Origin of the sequence: Arthrobacter sp. NPDC093128 (genome assembly GCF_040683875.1) — a bacterium.
In the GTDB taxonomy this organism is placed as follows: Bacteria; Actinomycetota; Actinomycetes; order Actinomycetales; family Micrococcaceae; genus Arthrobacter.
In genome coordinates this window covers 26,289-44,011 of the sequence record NZ_JBFBEY010000017.1, presented here as the reverse complement: position 1 = coordinate 44,011, position 17,723 = coordinate 26,289, and the positions used below count along the sequence as shown (strand labels likewise).

The 17,723-nt window shown below is 66.4% G+C and carries 17 protein-coding genes and 1 tRNA gene; 6 read left to right on the top strand and 12 right to left on the bottom strand.

The window, feature by feature from the left end; all coding sequences use genetic code 11:
• Nucleotides 1–4: 4 nt before the first annotated feature.
• From AB0N24_RS19325 to AB0N24_RS19315, 3 genes are read right to left on the bottom strand one after another with little or no spacing between them, the layout of a single operon-like run.
• On the bottom strand, nt 5–1,201 hold the full coding sequence (locus AB0N24_RS19325) for a glycosyltransferase (RefSeq protein WP_364127698.1): 1,197 nt from the start codon (nt 1,199–1,201) through the stop codon (nt 5–7).
• Between the two features lie 31 nt (nt 1,202–1,232).
• Nucleotides 1,233–1,631, bottom strand: coding sequence for a 6-carboxytetrahydropterin synthase (locus tag AB0N24_RS19320; protein WP_364127695.1), 399 nt, complete (start codon nt 1,629–1,631; stop codon nt 1,233–1,235).
• A 3-nt stretch (nt 1,632–1,634) separates the two neighbouring features.
• On the bottom strand, nt 1,635–2,639 hold the full coding sequence (locus tag AB0N24_RS19315) for a zinc-binding alcohol dehydrogenase (RefSeq protein WP_364127693.1): 1,005 nt from the start codon (nt 2,637–2,639) through the stop codon (nt 1,635–1,637).
• Between the two features lie 104 nt (nt 2,640–2,743).
• Between AB0N24_RS19315 and AB0N24_RS19310 the strand changes: the two genes are divergently transcribed.
• A tRNA-Ser gene (locus AB0N24_RS19310) sits at nt 2,744–2,833 on the top strand.
• Nucleotides 2,834–3,015: 182 nt separating this feature from the next.
• On the opposite strand, the gene AB0N24_RS19305 is transcribed toward AB0N24_RS19310, so the two are convergent.
• Nucleotides 3,016–3,453 carry a hypothetical protein gene (locus AB0N24_RS19305; protein ID WP_364127690.1) on the bottom strand — a complete coding sequence of 146 codons (438 nt, stop codon included), beginning with the start codon at nt 3,451–3,453 and terminating at the stop codon, nt 3,016–3,018.
• Complete coding sequence (locus tag AB0N24_RS19300; protein ID WP_364127687.1) at nt 3,443–4,285, bottom strand: hypothetical protein; 843 nt, start codon at nt 4,283–4,285, stop codon at nt 3,443–3,445. The genes AB0N24_RS19305 and AB0N24_RS19300 overlap by 11 nt, the downstream gene beginning before the upstream one ends.
• A gap of 107 nt (nt 4,286–4,392) precedes the next feature.
• On the opposite strand from AB0N24_RS19300, the gene AB0N24_RS19295 reads away from it, so the two are divergent.
• Nucleotides 4,393–4,914, top strand: coding sequence for a hypothetical protein (locus AB0N24_RS19295; protein ID WP_364127684.1), 522 nt, complete (start codon nt 4,393–4,395; stop codon nt 4,912–4,914).
• Nucleotides 4,915–4,988: 74 nt separating this feature from the next.
• Here the strand turns inward: AB0N24_RS19295 and AB0N24_RS19290 are convergent, their stop codons facing one another.
• Together AB0N24_RS19290 and AB0N24_RS19285 are read right to left on the bottom strand one after the other, a co-directional pair.
• Complete coding sequence (locus AB0N24_RS19290; RefSeq protein WP_364127683.1) at nt 4,989–5,594, bottom strand: dihydrofolate reductase family protein; 606 nt, start codon at nt 5,592–5,594, stop codon at nt 4,989–4,991.
• A gap of 102 nt (nt 5,595–5,696) precedes the next feature.
• On the bottom strand, nt 5,697–6,476 hold the full coding sequence (locus tag AB0N24_RS19285; RefSeq protein ID WP_364127680.1) for a type 1 glutamine amidotransferase domain-containing protein: 780 nt from the start codon (nt 6,474–6,476) through the stop codon (nt 5,697–5,699).
• Between the two features lie 338 nt (nt 6,477–6,814).
• Here AB0N24_RS19285 and AB0N24_RS19280 point away from each other — a divergent pair, with 338 nt between their 5' ends.
• The 3 genes from AB0N24_RS19280 to AB0N24_RS19270 all read left to right on the top strand — a co-directional run bounded on the left by AB0N24_RS19280 (nt 6,815) and on the right by AB0N24_RS19270 (nt 8,845).
• Nucleotides 6,815–7,267, top strand: coding sequence for a hypothetical protein (locus tag AB0N24_RS19280; RefSeq protein ID WP_364127677.1), 453 nt, complete (start codon nt 6,815–6,817; stop codon nt 7,265–7,267).
• A 348-nt stretch (nt 7,268–7,615) separates the two neighbouring features.
• The gene (locus tag AB0N24_RS19275) at nt 7,616–7,921 is read left to right on the top strand and encodes an NIPSNAP family protein (protein ID WP_104173997.1); all 306 of its coding nucleotides are present in this window, start codon (nt 7,616–7,618) and stop codon (nt 7,919–7,921) included.
• Between the two features lie 333 nt (nt 7,922–8,254).
• Nucleotides 8,255–8,845: an adenylate kinase gene (locus AB0N24_RS19270; protein WP_364127875.1), complete on the top strand. Its 591-nt coding sequence runs from the start codon at nt 8,255–8,257 to the stop codon at nt 8,843–8,845.
• Here AB0N24_RS19270 and AB0N24_RS19265 read toward each other — a convergent pair.
• The 5 genes from AB0N24_RS19265 to AB0N24_RS19245 all read right to left on the bottom strand — a co-directional run bounded on the left by AB0N24_RS19265 (nt 8,842) and on the right by AB0N24_RS19245 (nt 16,093).
• The gene (locus AB0N24_RS19265) at nt 8,842–10,302 is read right to left on the bottom strand and encodes an amidase (protein WP_364127674.1); all 1,461 of its coding nucleotides are present in this window, start codon (nt 10,300–10,302) and stop codon (nt 8,842–8,844) included. The genes AB0N24_RS19270 and AB0N24_RS19265 overlap by 4 nt on opposite strands.
• Nucleotides 10,299–11,531: a M20 family metallo-hydrolase gene (locus AB0N24_RS19260; protein WP_364127671.1), complete on the bottom strand. Its 1,233-nt coding sequence runs from the start codon at nt 11,529–11,531 to the stop codon at nt 10,299–10,301. Before AB0N24_RS19260 ends, AB0N24_RS19265 begins: the two co-directional genes overlap by 4 nt.
• A 45-nt stretch (nt 11,532–11,576) precedes the next feature.
• A complete protein-coding gene (locus AB0N24_RS19255) occupies nt 11,577–12,980 on the bottom strand; it encodes an MFS transporter (protein WP_364127669.1) in 1,404 nt (467 codons plus the stop codon).
• Between the two features lie 372 nt (nt 12,981–13,352).
• Nucleotides 13,353–14,270, bottom strand: coding sequence for a LysR family transcriptional regulator (locus AB0N24_RS19250; protein WP_104174001.1), 918 nt, complete (start codon nt 14,268–14,270; stop codon nt 13,353–13,355).
• A gap of 125 nt (nt 14,271–14,395) precedes the next feature.
• Nucleotides 14,396–16,093 carry a PucR family transcriptional regulator gene (locus AB0N24_RS19245; RefSeq protein WP_364127667.1) on the bottom strand — a complete coding sequence of 566 codons (1,698 nt, stop codon included), beginning with the start codon at nt 16,091–16,093 and terminating at the stop codon, nt 14,396–14,398.
• Between the two features lie 121 nt (nt 16,094–16,214).
• Here AB0N24_RS19245 and AB0N24_RS19240 point away from each other — a divergent pair, with 121 nt between their 5' ends.
• The gene (locus AB0N24_RS19240) at nt 16,215–17,702 is read left to right on the top strand and encodes a CoA-acylating methylmalonate-semialdehyde dehydrogenase (RefSeq protein WP_364127665.1); all 1,488 of its coding nucleotides are present in this window, start codon (nt 16,215–16,217) and stop codon (nt 17,700–17,702) included.
• The last annotated feature ends 21 nt before the right edge of the window (nt 17,703–17,723 follow it).

The window sequence follows — 17,723 nt, the reverse complement described above, 5'->3', positions numbered from 1 at the left end:
GGGGTCATTGTCCATCAGCCGGCACGGCAACGGAATGACCCGGCGCAGTCCGGCTGCGCGGCGCGTGCTGTCCCGATCTGTCCGCCGCAATGCTGTCCAGCACCGTCCTGGCCGTGGCGTCCCAGCCCGGCAGCCGGTTACGCGCATCCAGTGCCGCGTCGCGCCACCGCGAGCGAAGTTCGGGATCCGTCAGCCAGCCGCGCAGGACTGCCGCCAGCGGGGAGGGGTCCGCGCCGAGGACGACGGCGGCGCCCGGCAGCGCGGGTCCCCCGCCGCCGTCGGGAGCTGCTGCCCCGCCCGGCTGCCCCGCCGGACCCGGTGAACCCGCCGGACTCGGTGAACCCGCCGCGAGTGCCTCGACGGCGCCGGTGCCGGCCCGCACCACCACCGGGATTCCGTGGGCGAGGGACTCGGCGACCACCATCCCGTACGCTTCAGCCCGCGAAATGAGCAGGCTGAGATCGGCACGGTGCCATGCCTCGTCCAGGACCTGCCCACTGAGCTCGCCGCGGACTGCCACCCGGCTGGTAAGCCCAAGCCGGGTTATCGCGCTGCGGACCGTCCGGGCGTAGGCGGGGTCGGCGGAATCGGAGCCCACCAGCGCCGCGGACCAAGGCAGGTCCGTGAGTCCTGCGAGTGCCTTCAGCAGCAGGAGCTGGTCCTTGTTTGGCAGCAGCGCGGCCACTGCCACGAGGTGTGGCGGGATCGAGCCGGCTGCAAAATGAGCGGCATCAGTGCCGGGCAGCGCCACGTGGATCGGGACGGGGCAGTGCTTGCCCCGGATTGCCGCAGCCGTGGTCGAACTCGTGCAGATTACGCCCGCGGCGGCCGCCAGCGCACGTTCCTCCAGGTCCGGGTGCGCTGCCAGCGGCATGTGCAGCAGGATCCACGCGGGCCGTCCCGCAGCGGCTGCCGCCTCCATTTCCAGCGGCGCGCCCAGCGCAACCAGTCCGTCCACGATGGTCACCGGCGTCGCGGCCCGTTCAGCGCCGGCGCTGTCCGGGCCGTCATCGCTGCCGCCGTCGAGCAGCAACCCGGCCAGCCGCCGTCGTTCTTCCACACTTCCCACCGGCCAGTGACCGTCAGCGGGGCAGACGTCCACGTCCGCCCCGTGGGCGGTGAGCCCCCGGACCAGTGCGGCGTTGTAGGCGTTGCCCCCTGAGTTGTGCAGCACGTTGCCCGGCACGATCAGCCGGATCACCGGTCTCTCCGCGCGGGGCCCGGGCATGTGCTTACGCGGCGTTGAAGTCGAGCGCGAACGAGGCCCATGCGTCGGGGTTCTCCCGGAGAGTGACGTCCAGTCCTGCCAGTTCCCGCCCGTCCTCACCGTCGCGGACCTTGGCGGCCACGGCCTCGGCGATGTACTGCGCGAGGGCCTCGGTGGTGCTGAGCTTCCCGGCAAAGTCCGGGTGCTCGTCGAGGTTCTTGTAGTTCAGGCCGGCCAGCACTTCCTCGATGAGCCCGCCGGCCGCACCGATGTCAAGGACGATGGCGTCGTCGTTTAGAGCCCGACGGCGGAAGGTCACCTCCGCCACGAACGTGGCCCCGTGCAGGCCCTGGGCGGGACCGAAGGCTTTGCGCGGCAGGCTGTGGGCAATCATGAAGTGGCGGCGGACGGTCAGGCTGAACAAGGGCTACCTCTTGTCTTCGGCGGGGTATTCAATAACGTGGCAGAGCGCATCCAGGCGGCCGTCGGCCAGGTCATGGACGACGGCGGGAAGTTCCGCAAACGGGGAGGATCCCGTGAGGAAGGTGTCGTAGACGGGATCGCTGAGCAGGGACACGGCGAGCGCCAGGCGGTCGGCGTTGGTCCGGCGGTGGCGGCGCGAGCGGGCCACGACCCCCACCTGGCTGGCACGGATGGAGAGCCGGCGGGCGTGGAAGTCCTCCCCCAGCGGGATGGTGACCTTCCGGTCGGCGTACCAGGACATCTCGATGACGTCCCCTTCGTCGCCCACCAGCTGCAGGCTCCGTTCGAGGCCCTCCTGGGAGGCCGAACAGTGGATCACGATGTCACAGTCCGCAAGGGCGTCGCCGGGGTGCGCGAATTCGACACCGAGTGCTTCGGCGAAGGCGCGTTTCGCCGGATCGACGTCGATCAGCTGGAGCCGCTGCAGCGGAAAGGTGCGCAGCAGGGTGGCCACCATGCCGCCGACCAGGCCGGCGCCGACAACTGCCACGCGATCGCCCAGCCGGGGCCCGGCTTCCCACAATGCGTTGACGGCGGTTTCCACGGTTCCCGTGAGCACTGCCCTCCGGGCCGGGACGTTCTCCGGGACCACTGTCAGGGACTCCACCGGGACAACGTAGCGGTCCTGGTGCGGGTGCAGGCAGAACACGGTGCGCCCCACCCATTCCTCCGGGCCCGCCTCCACGGTTCCCACGGAGAGGTAGCCGTACTTCACCGGCGACGGGAAGGACCCCTCCTGCAGGGGCGCCCGCATTTGTTCGGCAACCCGGGGCGGCACGTTGCCGCAGTGGACCACCGTTTCGGTGCCCTTGCTGATGCCCGAGTAAAGGGCACGGACCAGCGCTTCGCCGGGGCCCGGCACGGCCAGGTCCTCGCTGCGGAGTTCGCCTTTTTCGTGGCCGACGGTCCAATAGGCCTTGGCTTGGGAGCGCTGCTGGGAATTGATCATCTTGCTTATGAATGTAGTCCCCGGCGCGGGCGCGGGGAAGACATCTGACACCGGCGCGCCCTCGTTTTGGGAAGCGAGCCATGCTCCGGTAACCTATTCAGGTTGGTGACGTGTCCGAGCGGCCGAAGGTGCAACACTCGAAATGTTGTTTGGTGTCAAAGCCAACGTGGGTTCAAATCCCACCGTCACCGCCAAGTAGCGAGGCCCCGGGTTTTCTTCGATGGAAACCCGGGGCCTTTGCTTTGCCTGGGAATAGACCCAGTGGCAATACTTCTCCTGCGGCGTGCTCGCCCAGCCGCCAAGGGGTCCGGATGAATCACAGCTCTCCCTTGTCAATAAGCCGGCTATCCGGGGAAGACGATGTGCTGGCTCAGGCTCACGCCACCACCACCCACTCATCCGTGTAATCGGAGAACGGAGGTTTGTCGGGGCAGTCAACAGATGTCGCAATGGCCGATCCCAACTCCATTTCGACCCTGACGCAGGCGCTGACGGTGCGCTGCTGGCCCCACCAGCCCCCACTGGTGGTGAGGTGCTCCCGGTAGTAGTGCTCGGTGTAAAAGTCTCCGTCAGGTTCCCACCCGAATGCGTAGGGGCCGAAACTCTGGCGTTCAAGCTTGGCGCTCACGAGTTCCCTGTTGGTCGTGTCCGTGGCCGCCGTGAACGTGAGGAACCAGTCCTTGCCTTCGGCGGCCCGTTCCCGGATGGCGCTGCGCCCCATCTCCTCGATGGTCGGTGCGGCACACGAAGAAAGGGGCAGCACCAGGACAACCACACCGAGCATCCAGCGTGTCACCACTCGATCATTGCTCATGAGCCGCTCCTACGGTCGGTTTTTCAAGTCCTGGCGTTGGCTTCTGCTTCGACCGGGGCCGACGTTTCCGCCGCCGACGCCGGCTTGGACCGTTGAACGGCGGCCGCGGCTCGCCGATCCGGGGACCGGCCCAGTTCCTCCCGCCGATCAGGATGCCGGCGAGGACGCCGTACCCCCACGCATAGGGAAGTGCTATCTGGTCTGTAGCACCGCCGACGAAACCCAACACGAAGAAAACAACGGGCAGGCCCAGCATGATGAGGCCGTTCCTGACATGCAGCGGCGGCGGGAAGCGGAATAAGGCCCAGCCCGCGATGACAGCGCCGCCGAGAACGGCGGCAGCAGGCGCCGTCGGTGATAGTAGGGCCAGTTGGGCTGTTCCGATGCCGAGCAGCACGATCGCGCAGGCACCGTTGATCAGTGCGAGGCGCCACCCGCCGGAGTACTTGCCGTCCGCTTCAGGCTTGCGTGGGCGGGTCTGCCTCAGTGCTGAGCCGGCACGCGGGCTCGAGCAGATGTATCCGCCGGCAATACCGCCGACGAGGAACCCAATGAACCACGGCCCCGCCGCTGGTATGCCCAGGGCACCCTCGACGTCGAGCGAGATCAGCGTCCAGTAATTCAGCTGGAACGTCCAGAGCATCACCGTGAACGCGCGGAATGATTGTGAGACGACGCGAACCACGAGGAATGCGTAGACCACCCCTACCGCCAGAAAAACTGACGCCTCAAGGAGCCTGCCACCCGCGAACCACACGAACAGACCCAGCATCAGGGCGATCATCCCGGCATAGAAGAACCGTATGTCCCACTGGTCAATCTTCTTCAGCACAGCAATACCCCCATGAATACAAGGGTAGGGCAGGGCAATCCGCAGCCACCGCAGCCAAGATCGCCCCTGCGCGGACGCGGTCCCCCTGAATGTGCAACTATCGGTCCATGCCCCAACCCGCAGAAAAGCCCGTCGCCGTTCGCGCGACGGCTTTCACCAGACCCTCAAGGTGGCTGCAGCGCCCGGTGCGCCTGGTCCGCTACGACGCCTACTGGGCAGATGGCCGGGTGGACTTCGATGTGAGCCTTTCGCAGATGATGTACCGGGGATACCCGGCGGACTTCGCTGCCATTGACGAGACCGTGCACGCCCACTGCCCGGAAGTAGGAACTGGCCAGTGGGTGGGCGAATTCGGCGACGTCGTTGAGGGACCCACCCAGCCTGAACCGAACCCGCCAGGAAAAGTGAGAGGGACGCCACGGAAGTATGGGGTTTCGAGATATGGGTCAAACACGAAGGCGGACCGCGCGTGGCGCCTCGGCTGCGGAGTAGCCGGCCTTGGCCTCGGCGTTTTTCTCACCAGCGGACCGATAAGTGACGGGATCGCCGGTTTCGTGGGAGTTATATTCTGCGCTGGCGGCCTGGCTTCGCTCGCGGGCCTGATCCCCGGCAAACACCGATGGTGGTGAGTCGCACGTCCACGGTGAGGTGATCTTCTGTTTCCGGAGGCCGACACTTCAGGATGCCGGCAGCGCCTACGGCGTTAGCTGACGCGGCGATAGCGGATGTGGGTGGCCAGCGGGGAGTGAAGCACCTCGGCTGGTTCGAAGCCGAAGGATTCAACCCCGCCGAAGATGCGCTCCCCCGACCCGAGCAGTACCGGTGCGATGTCGAGGGTGAGCTCGTCGATCACGCCGGCGATCAGTGCCTGTCGGACGGTCGAAGCACCACCGGCGATGTCCACGCCTTTGTCCCCGGCGGCCTGGCAGGCAGCGGCGTAGGCCGCGTCGAAGCCATCGGTAACGAAGTGGAACGTCGTTCCGCCCACCAGCTGGATCGGGTCATGTCCGTGATGCGTGAGCACGAACACCGGCGCGTGGTAGGGCGGTTCGGCTCCCCACCACCCGGTCCATTCCTCATCCCAGTCCCCGCGGACAGGGCCGAACATATTCCGGCCCATCACATACGCGCCCCGCGGACGCATGAGCCACTCGGTCGCAACCTTGTCGGCATGGTTGGCTCGCGGGTCGCCGATGTGCCAGCGGTGCAACTCCAGCCCCCGCTTGCCCAGGGGGTCCTCGCGGCTCTGGTCCGGCCCGGCGACAAAGCCGTCCAGCGAGATCGACATGTGGCAGGTTGTGTCCGGCACCGGGAACCTCCTGAGTGATTGCGATTTGTATGCGGTCGTGTGCGGATTCCGGTCGGTAACGGCCACAGTCCGGCCGACTTCAGTTTCAGCGTGTTGTTGGTGCTAGTGCTCCGCTTCTGCGGCAGCCTTCTTGGCGTTTTTCTCAGCGTCCTTCTCGGCGCGCAGCGCCTCCGCATCGTGCTGTTCCTCGGCTTTTTCCTTGTGGATGACCTCTGCCAGGAGCTTCTCCATCTCCTTGGCGACGCCGGCCGCTGACGCCGGGTTCTGGCCGGTCACCAGCCGGTCGTCCACCACGACCTTCTCTTCAAAGACACCAGCGGAGACGTGGGTGGTGGCGCCCTGCTCCTCAAGCCGGTCTGCCAAGAAGAACGGGATGACCTTGTCCTTCCCCGCGGCAACCTCCTCGTCGTTGGTGAAGGCAGCGACCTTCCTGCCCTCGACCAGCCGAAAGCCGTTGGCCAATTCGACGTTCAGCAGTCCGGCCGGCCCGTGGCACACAGCGCCCACCACGCCGCCGGCGTTGTAGACGCTGGCTACGAGGTGCTGCAATCCTTCGCTGTCCGGGAAGTCCCACATGGCGCCGTGGCCCCCCACGAGATAGACGGCGTCGTACTGTTCGGGATCAACGACGTCGACGCGGGCCGTGTTGTAGAGACCGGCGCGCGTGGTCTCGTCCTCCGTAAAGGCAACCTGGATGGGATCTTTTGAGTCCACCTCGTCGCGCGGCGGCTGGCCGCCCTGGATGGACGCGAAGTCGACGAAATGCCCTGAATCCTTGAATACCTTCCAGGGGTGAGCCGCCTCGGCCACGTTGTAACCGGTCTTCTCTCCGGTATCGCCGATCTCGGAAACGCTGGTCAGTACCATGAGGATTTTCTTCATGAAGTGCTCCTATCGTCTAAATTCCACCCTACGCCTAGCCCGAATTCAGGTCTTCCCTCAGCCGCAGTCAGAATCTATGTAGAGCCACCTTGTTGCCGGCTATCACGTGGACGACGACGCCGCTCCCTGGATAGACATGGCTCTGCCTCATTCTTCGTTAGGGTGAAAGCTATGTGTACGGCGGCGGGCCGGGCACCGCCCCTTACGAGAACGGACATTGCGGACAAATGGCCGGCGCTGAGTCCCGACAGCATCCAGGACTGCCCAAGTACTGGTACGGGTACGGAGGGTGGAGCAAAGAGGTTGTCATCCACGCTTACACTCGTGAGGAGTGGGGCTTGGGAGGCCACAGTGCCACCGAATCCGCCAACATGGCCAACAGCTTTGCTGGCCAGAGCATCGTTGCCCTGCTGATGACGGTCCCCGCTATCCTGGCCCCTCTCGGAATACTCTTCGGGATCCTCGCCCTGTTCATGTCCTTCCCGGATCCGGGGCACATGGGTATGAGCTTGATCATCGTGCTGGGCTCCGCGGTATGCACCGTCCTGTTCACTGGCGGCTGGCTCCTGAGCATCAGTTCCCTTCGCGCTGAACTCCGTGCCCGCAAGCTCCGCAAGCCCAAGGGGCTGCCAAAGCCGATGTACGCCGTCACCGACGATCAGGCACGCAGATGGTTCGAGAAGCACCCCGGAACCTTGGAGATCACCCGGGAGAACTTCCCTCATAGCACCCGCCCCTTTCCCGGAGAGCCGGGATATTTCGAACCCAAGAGGACCGACCATGGTTTATGACCGTGAGCGTGAGCGGCGCAACGATGCCGTGTACGCCGAACAGGGTTCTTCACTCCCTATGCGTTCATACTCGCCCGTGACGAATACCGGGCGACCCAGCTCCGCAAGCGCCACGGATCCCCAAAACCCGGCACCGGCAGCGTCGACATTGATCTCCTGGAGTTGGGGCTGAAAAGTCCCGACCGACCCGACACGTCCCGATAGGATTCGTTCCGATGTTCAATCAGGATAAGCAGTCCCGCAGGCCTGACTGAAGTCCCGGCTGCATCACCCAGGACTACCGGTTGGCCCGTAGAGGTTTCCCTATTCCGAAACGCAAAGAACATCCCTAACGAAAGGGGACCATCCGTGATTACAGTGCACCTTCGATATGAGATCGATGCAAGCAAGCTCGCTGACTTTGAAGAATATGGACGGCGGTGGATCCGCCTGGTCAACAGGCTGGGCGGAGAGCATCACGGCTATTTCCTTCCGAGCGAAGGTGACAGCGACGAGGCCTTCGCCCTGTTCACCTTCCCGTCACTCGCCGACTACGAGAAGTACCGATCGGCGGCGGCTGTGGATCCCGAGTGCATCGAGGCCTACCGATTCGCGACGGAAACAAACTGCATCCGACGGTACGAGCGAAGGTTCCTCTCTCCCATGTTCGAATAACCGGCGTAGAGGATGACAGGGTGGACTTCTAGTGGTGATGGGACCTGGCGCGGATGATCCCGGCAGAAAGCCCCGCAACGGCTATCAGGGATCCCAGCATGATGGCTACGCCTGAGAAGTAGTCAGTGATCGTCATTTCGGTACACCTTCCATCTAGTGGTGTACCGAAGCTACCCACGCAAACCCTGCGCCGACGCAGGATCGCCGAAAGATTTGCTCACAATTAGGACACGGACCAGGCGCTGCGCCCCGGTCCCTTGTGCTGATGTCTCCCTGCGGACACCATGTAGGGACACCTTTCAACGGCGCCAAGGAGTGGTCTCACCGATGCGAATGCTGATCATGGGCCCTCCGGGCTGCGGCAAGGGCACCCAAGCCGAACGTTTGTCCCGGCATCTCGGCGTCAACGGGGTGTCCACCGGAGACGTCTTCCGTGAGCATGTAAAGAACCTGACGCCGCTGGGCCGTGACGTCGTGGCGCATCTGGACGCCGGCGACTTCGTTCCCGACAGCCTGACCAACCGCATGGTGCGGGACCGCCTGAACGAGGATGACGTCCGGGACGGGTTCCTCCTGGACGGGTATCCACGCAATGCGGCCCAGCAGGCCGAGCTTGACACGATCCTTGCCGCCAACGGGCACGCCCTGGATGTTGCACTCCAACTGACGGCCGACGATACCGAGCTGGTCCGCCGCGTGCTCCGCCGCGCCACCCTGACCGGACGCAGCGACGACACCGAAGACGTGATCCGGCACCGCTTGGAGCTCTACTACCGCGAAACCGAGCCGGTGGCCTCGGCATACTCACGGCGCGGCATCCTGCTCAGCGTCGACGGCATGGGCACGGAAGACGAGGTCTTCGGCCAGCTGCTCGCAGCACTCCGGGAGTCCTTCCCCTCGGCTGTGCCCGATTCAACCCCTTAGGCCATCGCCAGGATGTCCGGCCGCCGCGCGGCCCAGGGCCGCAGCGCTTCCACGGCCGCGCCCACTGTGAACACCGCGGCGTCGTCGTACGGGTGCCCGACGACCTGCACGCCCGTGGGGATCCCGCAGTCCGCCATGCCGCTGGGAACAGCCAGCACCGGGCAGCGGTTGGCGATGTTGAACGGCGCCGTCATGTGGCCCTGCCAGTAGTGCTCGAGCTGTTGCCCGCCGGCGTCGATCCCGTCAAGGTACATGCCACCCGCATCCAGTGCCGCGACGGCGGACGCGGGACAGACAAGGACGTCGAAACCGGCCATGGCGGCAGCCAGCTCGGCCTGCAGGCGGGTCTCGTCCCGGATGCCGTCAACAAAGCGGTTCCCCTCGGCTGCCCGCCTGGCATCCGCCATGAAGCGGCGGGTGTAGGGGGCCAGGAGTTCGGTTGAGCCCTCAGTCTCGTCCTCCATGGCCGGGCCCAGCAGGTAGCCGAAGTGCGTGAACATCGTGCGGCTGATGGACTCCGTGGTCCACGGGAGTTCGATCTCCTCGACAACGGCCCCGGCGTCCTGCAAAGCCGCAGCGACCGCGCGGGTGTTGGCCTCGACGTCGGGCGCTACGGGGTAGTTCCCAAGGCGGATGCACAGGGCGATCCTCATCCCTGCGACGGTTGCCGCTGCGACGGAACCACCGCCGTCGTGCGTCTCCAGTCCAGACACCGCAAGTCCGGGCGCGTCCGCGAGCGAGGTGTGGTCCCCCGGGTGCCGTCCGGCCATGACGTTGGCCAGCAGGGCGGTGTCCGCCACGGTCCGGGCCATCGGCCCGTCGCCGCGGTAGTGGTCGGCGGAGAGCGGCGCCAGGCCGGGGATCCTCCCATACGGCGCCTTATAGCCCACCGTTCCCGTGAACGACGCCGGCAGCCGGGTGGAGCCGGCGATGTCCGAGGCCGTAGCCAGCGGGGCCAGTCCGGCGGCCAGAGCGGCCCCGGAACCGCCCGAGGATCCCCCGGGCGAGAACTGCAGGTTCCACGGATTCCGCGTGACTCCCCACAGCGGACTGTGCGTGACCGTCGCACAGCTGTACTCGGGAGTGGTGGTGCGGGCGTGGATGATGCCGCCCGCACGCCGGATCCGGCCGATGACCGGGTGGTCCTCCGCCGCCAGCTCGTCCTTCCGGGCCACGAGTCCCTGCGAGAGGGTCCGGCCTTTGAGCCCGTGCTTTTCCTTGGCGGCCACCGGCAGGCCCAGCAGCGGGGTGAGGTCCCTGCCGCGGGCGTACTTGGCGGCCGCCTGCCGGGCCGCGGGTAGCGCTTCCTCGAAGAGCGTTTCGGTCAGGGCGTTGACTTCCCCGTTGACGGCCTCCGCCCGCGCAATCACGGCTTCCATCACCTCCACCGGGGAAAGCTCCCGGGTGCGGAAGAGCCGCAGCGCCGTGGCGGCGTCGAGGTAGTGCAGCTCCGTCATGCGAGGGCCCCGCCGACGAGCTCCCGGGCCACACCGGTCAGCATGTCCACTCCCGCCACCATGTCGGCATCGGTGGTGAATTCACGTTCGCAGTGCGAGACGCCGTCCACGCTGGGGATGAACAGCATGACGGACGGTGCCACGGTATTCATCGCAACGGAGTCATGCCCCGCCATGGTCTGGATCCGCCGGGCGGAGAGTCCCAGGTTGGCTGCCACCTTGTCCGCCAGTTCCAGGCCGGCCTCGGGGAAGCGGCGGATGGGCCGGATGTCGAAGTCCTTCACGTTGACCTTGATGTCGTGTTCCCGGGCCAGCACGTCGATCTTCTTCAGCAGGGTGGCCCGGGCGGCCTTGACGATCTCCGGATCGCCCGAGCGCAGGTCCGCCACGAGGTGCACCCTGCGGGCCACCACGATCGGGGAGTTCGGCTCCAGGGTCAGCTGGCCCACGGAGGAAACCAGCGCCTCGTCCCCGAAGTCGCCGGTGACGTCGTGCACCATCAGGATGATCTTCGACGCCGCCACCAGGGCGTCATGCCGGTCCGCCATGGCGGTGGCGCCCGTGTGGGACTGCTCCCCCAGCACCTCGATGTCCAGCTTCTGCGTGTACCAGCTGCTGTCCACCAGGCCGATGTTGATGCCTTCCCGCTCCAGGATCCGGCCCTGCTCAATGTGGATTTCCGCGTAGCCCGCCACGTCCAGGCCCTCGGCGGTACCCAGGTATCCGATGCCGTCCAGGGCTTCACGGACGGTGACGCCCTGCAGGTCCCGGACATCGAGCATCCGCTCCCGTTCCAGCAGGCCGGCGAAGACCGAACTTCCCATGATGCTCGGGGCGAACCGGCCGCCCTCCTCGTTGAACCAGTTCACCACCGCAAGGTTGAAACGGGGCGCTGCTCCGCCCTCCGCAACCTCGGAACCGAGCCGGCGTGCCGCGTGCAGTGCCGCGATCACGCCGTAGGCGCCGTCGAAACGGCCGCCCAGTGGCTGGCTGTCCAGGTGCGATCCGGTCAGCACGTACGGTGCACCGGGAGTCCACTCCAGCAGCCCGAACATGTTGCCGATGCCGTCCACCCGGAGTTCCCAGCCGGCGTCGTGCACCCAGGCGGCGAACCAGTCGCGCGTCTGCGCATCCTCGGCGGTGGCCGCCTGGCGGTCAACGCCGTGGTTGGGTGTGGCGCCGATGGTGGCCACGTGGTGGAAGTCGGAGAGGAAAGCTGCTGAATTCATGGGAAGTCCTTAGTGTATTGCTGTGAAGAAGGGCAGGCGGCGGGCTTAGCCCATGCGTCCGCGGGTCTCGGGCACCTTGGTGAACAGCACCAGGAGGAGTACGACGGCGGCAGCGGCCGCCATGTAGAAGCCCGGCGCGTGCGGCACACCGGTTCCTCCAACGAGGGCGGTGCCGATGAACGGGGCGGTGCCGCCGAAGAGGGCGTAGGCGCCGTTGTAGCTGATGGCCGCTGAGGTGAAGCGGGTGCGCGTGGTGAAGATCTCGACGAAGAAGGTGTAGCAGCCGCCGCCGTAGATGCAGAGCGCCACCACGAACAGGGACTGTCCCAGCAGTGCCAGCGGCAGGCTGCCGCTGGTGACCAGCATGAAGCTCGGCACGGACAGCACGGCGAGGGCGAGGGAACCTGCGATGAGCATCGGCTTGCGGCCGAAGCGGTCCCCGAGGCGGCCGCCGATCGGCAGGAGGATGGCGTAGAGGGCCAATGCTGCGGCGTTCACCATCAGCGACTGTTCACGGCTGAGGTGGCCGGTGGTCTGCACGTAGGAAACGAAGTAGGCCGAGAGGAAGTAGAAGCCCATGGCCGTCAGGCCCATCACGAAAATGACCTGCACCATGCGGAGGCGGTTCTCGCGGAAGGCCTCGCGGACGGGGCTGAATTCCTTGGTCCGGGCCGCCTTGGCCTCGTTGAACGCGTCGCTTTCCACCGTGCGGCTGCGGATCCACACCCCGAACAGGGCCAGCGGCAGTGCGAGCAGGAACGGCAGGCGCCAGCCCCAGGCCATAAAGGCTTCGTTGGGCATCGACTGGCTGAGGACCAGGATCATGGTGCCCGCGACCACGGAGGGCAGGGCGGTGGCGGCGATGGTGATGTTGAGCCAGAAGCCGCGCTTGTTGACCGGGGCGTGCTCGAAGACGAATGACGGCGCACCGACGGATTCCCCGCCGGCCGAGAAGCCTTGGATGAGGCGGCAGAGCACCAGGAGCGCAGGGGCCCAGGCGCCGATCTGGCCGTAGGTGGGCAGGAGCCCCATCAGGGCGGTCGCACCGCCGATGGCGATCAGGGTGATGGTCAGGACGCGCCGCCGGCCGATCCTGTCGCCGAGTGCGCCGAAGAACAGGCCGCCGATGGGGCGGACCACGAAGGCGACGCCAAACGTGGCGAAGGTGGCCAGCAAGGCAGCCACCGGGTTGCTGCCGGGGAAGAACAGCTGCGAGAAGATCACGGCAGTAAGGCCGTAGAGGGTGAAGTCGTAGAACTCGATGAACTGGCCGATGCTTCCGCCCAGCAGGACGCGCTTTTGCATCTTGGTGGTGCCCGGCTGTCCGGCTCCGGGGCGGACGGCGTCCTTCTGGAGGGTCGCAGCGCCTGGGCCGGCGGGGTTCATGGAGGATGTGGTGCCCGGCTCCGCGGCCGGCTGCGGCTGGTTCTTGATGTCGTTGATGGTCATGAGAGCCACGCTAGGTTTGCCGTGTTTCCGGTACCCGATGCCGCGTTACGGGCATTTGAAGAATTTTTTACGGACGTTGCCGCGCTGTTGCCGCGATACGCCGGTCCGGACATGCGTCGGACACATTGTGTGTGATTCGGAACCATTGAATCTCCTTTGATCAACATGGTCAGCTCGCTGGGGGGTTTCGGCCCAAGCCGTGTTTGCGGGGTTTTCGCCGCTGGAGGATCCCCGGATCCACCCGGTTGCATCCACTGTGTGTGATCCCGTTCACATCTGTCCAATTGATTGTTTTTGAGGAATCGATCGATTTTGTCAATGGCTGCGCGGCCGGGTTTGCGGCAGGAGTGATGCCGGGTCCGGCCGTGCCGGTCAGTTGCGCGACGCCCCGTAGAGGCGGAGGCAGGTCTCCTCAAACGCCAGGGCACGCCGCGTTGGCTGCACGCCCTCAGGACGGACCAGCATCACTTCGATCGGCGGCAAATTGTCCGTCAGCGTCAGGGCCACCACCTTGCCGCCGGAGTAGGTCATGTCGCTGTGGAGCCGCTGGTTCAGCAATGCGTAGCCGTGGCCCTTCGCCACGAATGACCGGACCGTCTCATACCCTGCGAATCGGTGCCGGACATTGGGCACCACCCCGGCGATGACATAGAGCTGCTCGAAGTACTCCCGGCTGTGCGGCAGGTCCAGCACCACGGCGGGTTCGCCGTCGAGCTCCTTGAGTGAAATGGTCTTTTCGGGCCGTGCCGCGGCGGGATGCCCGGCATGGACCAGCACGTGCGGCGGGACGCGTTCCAGCACCTGGTACGTGAAGCCCCGGCCCAGTCCGAGGCCGTACGTGAGCGCCACATCGCACTGCCCTTCCAGCAGGGCCGTCTGGAGGCTGGCCAGGTCGGCCTCCAGGAAGGAAACCTCAACACCCGGGTGCTGCATCTCGAACGTCTGCAAAATGGCGGGAAGCCTGAAGGGCGCCAGCGGAGCAAACACGCCCACTTTGAGTTCACCCACCAGGCTGGCCGCCAGGCCGCGGGCGGATTCGTAGAGCGAATCGGCATGCTCCAGCAGCACCTTGATGTCCTGGGCAAGCTGCCGTCCGGTCGGCGTCAGGCGCAGGCCGCGCGTCCTGAGCCGCACAAACAGCTGCGTGGACAGGCTCGCTTCAAGCTGTGCCATGGCCGTGGACAGGGTGGACTGGGTCACCAGCAGCCGGTCTGCGGCCGCCGTCATGTTCTCGAGCTCCGCTACCACCGCAAAATACCGCAGCTGGGTCAGCGTAAAGGGCTTAGCCATCCGTCAATGTTCGCATTCTGCGGCATCTGCCGCGTTCAGTGGAGTTTTTGTCCACATAACGCGTCCAAAAGGGGTCCTAAGTCGCGTTATGTGGACAAAAACTCCATCAGGGGGTGGGCTCTGATTCACAGCGCCTGGAGCCTGTGCAGCAGGAGGGCGACGTGCAGCGACGTCCGGGATTCGGCGTCGTCCAGGTCAACCGCCAGGAGCTCCTCCAGCCGGGCCAGCCGGGCATACAGGGTGGGCCGGCTCAAATAGCCACTCCGTGCCAGCGCCGCCTTGTTTCCGCCGGATTCGAGGTACTGGCCCAGCAGGTCCAGGTACCCGCCGTTCCCCCGGGCCTCGGCCTGCAGCAGGCTTTCCAGTTCGGACTCCACAAACTGCTGTACGCGCGGATCGTTGCGCAGGAGCGCCAGCAGCCCCCGCAGCCGGATGTCGGTGGCACGGTAGAACGGCTTTCCGGCACCGCGCAGCGTCGCCGCCGTTTCGGCGACGTGGGCAGCCTCATCAATGCCGGCCGCCGCCTCCAGCAGGGAACCCCGGGGACGTCCGACGCCGATGGTCCATGCCGGTGCCGCCGCGCCCTTCAGGCGGGTGCCGCCGTCGTCCGCTGCCTGTGTACCGCCGCCGGCCTGCCCCGCCAGCGCATCCGCCAGCCGCTGCAGTGAGGCGTCCTCGAGCTGCTTCGCCGGGAGGGCGAGGATCATGCCCACCGATCCGGACTGGATACTGGCAGTCAGTGCGCTGCCCGCCGTGGACTTCACCACCTTGGCCAGCAGTTCCAGGAGGGCGCGTTCATCCTGCTGGCCGGCCAGCGGATCGCGGGACTGTGCGCCGTCGGACGTCGGCGCAGCCTGCGCGGAGGCGCCGGTGCGGTACACGATCGGCACATAGAACGGCGAGCGCTTCAGCCCCAGGGCTCCGGCGCGCGCCAGGGCCTCCGCCTCGCTGAGCCCCCGCGGGTGGCGGAGGGCGTTGAGCAGCCCGGCCTTGGCCTGCTGGCTGAGCTCGCGCCGGTCCCGCTCGGCGAGGCGGTTGATCGCGAGGGTCTGCGCCGCGCGTTCAAGCACCATGGCCGCGGTTTCCTCGTCGTCCGGGGTTACCGGAAGGACCAGCCGTCCCCACAGCTGCTCCCGGACACCCACCGGAACTTGCAGCCAGTTTTCCGGGCCGGTGCGGACGGTTCTCGCGGAGGACGGCGTGGTCCGGGAGCGGCGCTCCCAGTCACGCAGCAGCTCTGTTGTGGCCAGGCCCTGCGCCGAGTAGGCAAGGACCAGGTGGGACAGGTCCTCCAGCACCACCGGCGCTCCGATCATCCCGGCGGCCTGCTCCACCACCCGCTCCGTTCCGGCGCTTTCCAGGCTGAGGATCGTAAAGGCCTCGTGGACATCGCGGGCGCGTTCCACGCGCTCAAGCTGCTCCGCCACGATCATCCGGTGCACCACCTCGGTGACCTCGACGAAGCGCACCCGCCGCTGCACCACGATCACCGGCAGCGTGCATGACTTCGCCGCCGCCTGCAGCGCGGCCAGGCTGCGGTCCCGTTCCCCCACCAGTTCCACGATCAGCCCGGCGGCCGAGGATTCCTCGAGGGACCGGATGAACGACGCCGTGGCTTCGGGTTCCTTCTCCAGCTCCAATCCGGTGGTGAGCACCAGCTCGCCGCCGGAGAGAAGGCTGGAAATGTCCAGCATCTCGCTGACGTGGACCCAGCGGACCGGTGCATCGAGGCCGGCAAGGCCGCCCGGGGCGCCGCCGAGAATCTGCGGCGAGGCGGCGCGAAGTACGGGGAGGCCAAGAATGGTGCGTAGGGTTGGCAGCATTTACACAGTGTAACGGCGGCCACGTTTTCCTTTACACATCGCCCCTTATGGCGGCGGTCCTCCGGCGACAGACTGGACGCAACGCATGAAGCGACCACAAGCCACCACCTAAGGAGATTCCTTGAACATCGTCGAGCACTGGATCAACGGCAGCTACGTCCCGGCCGGCGAGCGCACGGCGCCCGTCACCAACCCCGCCACCGGAAAAGTCACCGCCCAGGTGGCACTGGCCAGCACCGAGGACAGCAACGCCGCGATCGCCGCCGCGAAGGCAGCCTTCCCTGCCTGGCGCGACACGTCCCTCGCCCGCCGCACGCAGGTCCTCTTCGCTTTCCGCGAGCTGCTCAACTCCCGCAAGGACGAGCTCGCCGCCATCATCACCTCGGAGCACGGCAAGGTCCTCGACGATGCCTTGGGCGAGGTGACCCGCGGCCAGGAAGTGGTCGAGTTCGCCTGCGGCATCCCGCACCTGCTCAAGGGCAGCTACACCGAAAACGCCTCCACGAAGGTTGACGTCCATTCCATCCGCCAGGCCCTCGGACCGGTTGCCATCATCAGCCCCTTCAACTTCCCGGCCATGGTTCCCATGTGGTTCTTCCCGCTCGCCATCGCCGCCGGCAACACCGTGATCATCAAGCCGAGCGAAAAGGATCCGACGGCCGCCAACTGGATGGCAGAGCTGTGGAAGCAAGCCGGGCTGCCGGACGGCGTCTTCAACGTCCTGCACGGCGACAAGGTTGCCGTTGACGCCCTCCTCACCCACCCTGACGTCAAGGCCGTTTCCTTCGTGGGCTCCACCCCGATCGCCAAGTACGTCTACCAGACCGCGACGGCCCACGGTAAGCGTGTCCAGGCCCTCGGCGGCGCCAAGAACCACATGATCGTACTGCCCGACGCCGACCTGGACCTCGCCGCGGACGCCGCGGTCAACGCAGGCTTCGGTTCGGCCGGCGAGCGCTGCATGGCGATCTCGGCCCTGCTGGCCGTGGGCGACATCGCCGACGAACTCGTGGCCAAGATTGCCCAGCGCGCCAACTCCCTGCGGACCGGCGACGGCCTGCGCGGCTGCGACATGGGCCCCCTCGTCACGGCCCAGCACAGGGACAAGGTTGCCGGCTACGTGGACGCCGGCGAAGCGGCAGGCGCCACGATCGTCGTCGACGGCCGGACCATCTCCCCGGACGCCGAAGGTGACGGCTTCTTTGTCGGCCCCACCCTTTTCGACAACGTCACCACCGACATGTCCATCTACCAGGACGAGATCTTCGGGCCCGTCCTGTCCGTAGTCCGCGTGGACACCTATGACCAGGCAGTCGAGCTGATCAACAACAACCCGTACGGCAACGGCACCGCGATCTTCACGAACGACGGCGGCGCGGCCCGCCGCTTCGAGAACGAAGTGGAGGTGGGCATGGTGGGCATCAACGTCCCTGTCCCTGTTCCGATGGCGTACTACTCGTTCGGCGGCTGGAAGAACTCACTGTTTGGCGACACCCACGCCCACGGCACCGAGGGCGTCGGCTTCTTCACCCGCGGCAAGGCCGTCACCTCCCGCTGGCTCGATCCCAGCCACGGCGGCATCAACCTCGGCTTCCCGCAGAACGCCTGACCGGCGCTCCTTCGAAAGGAA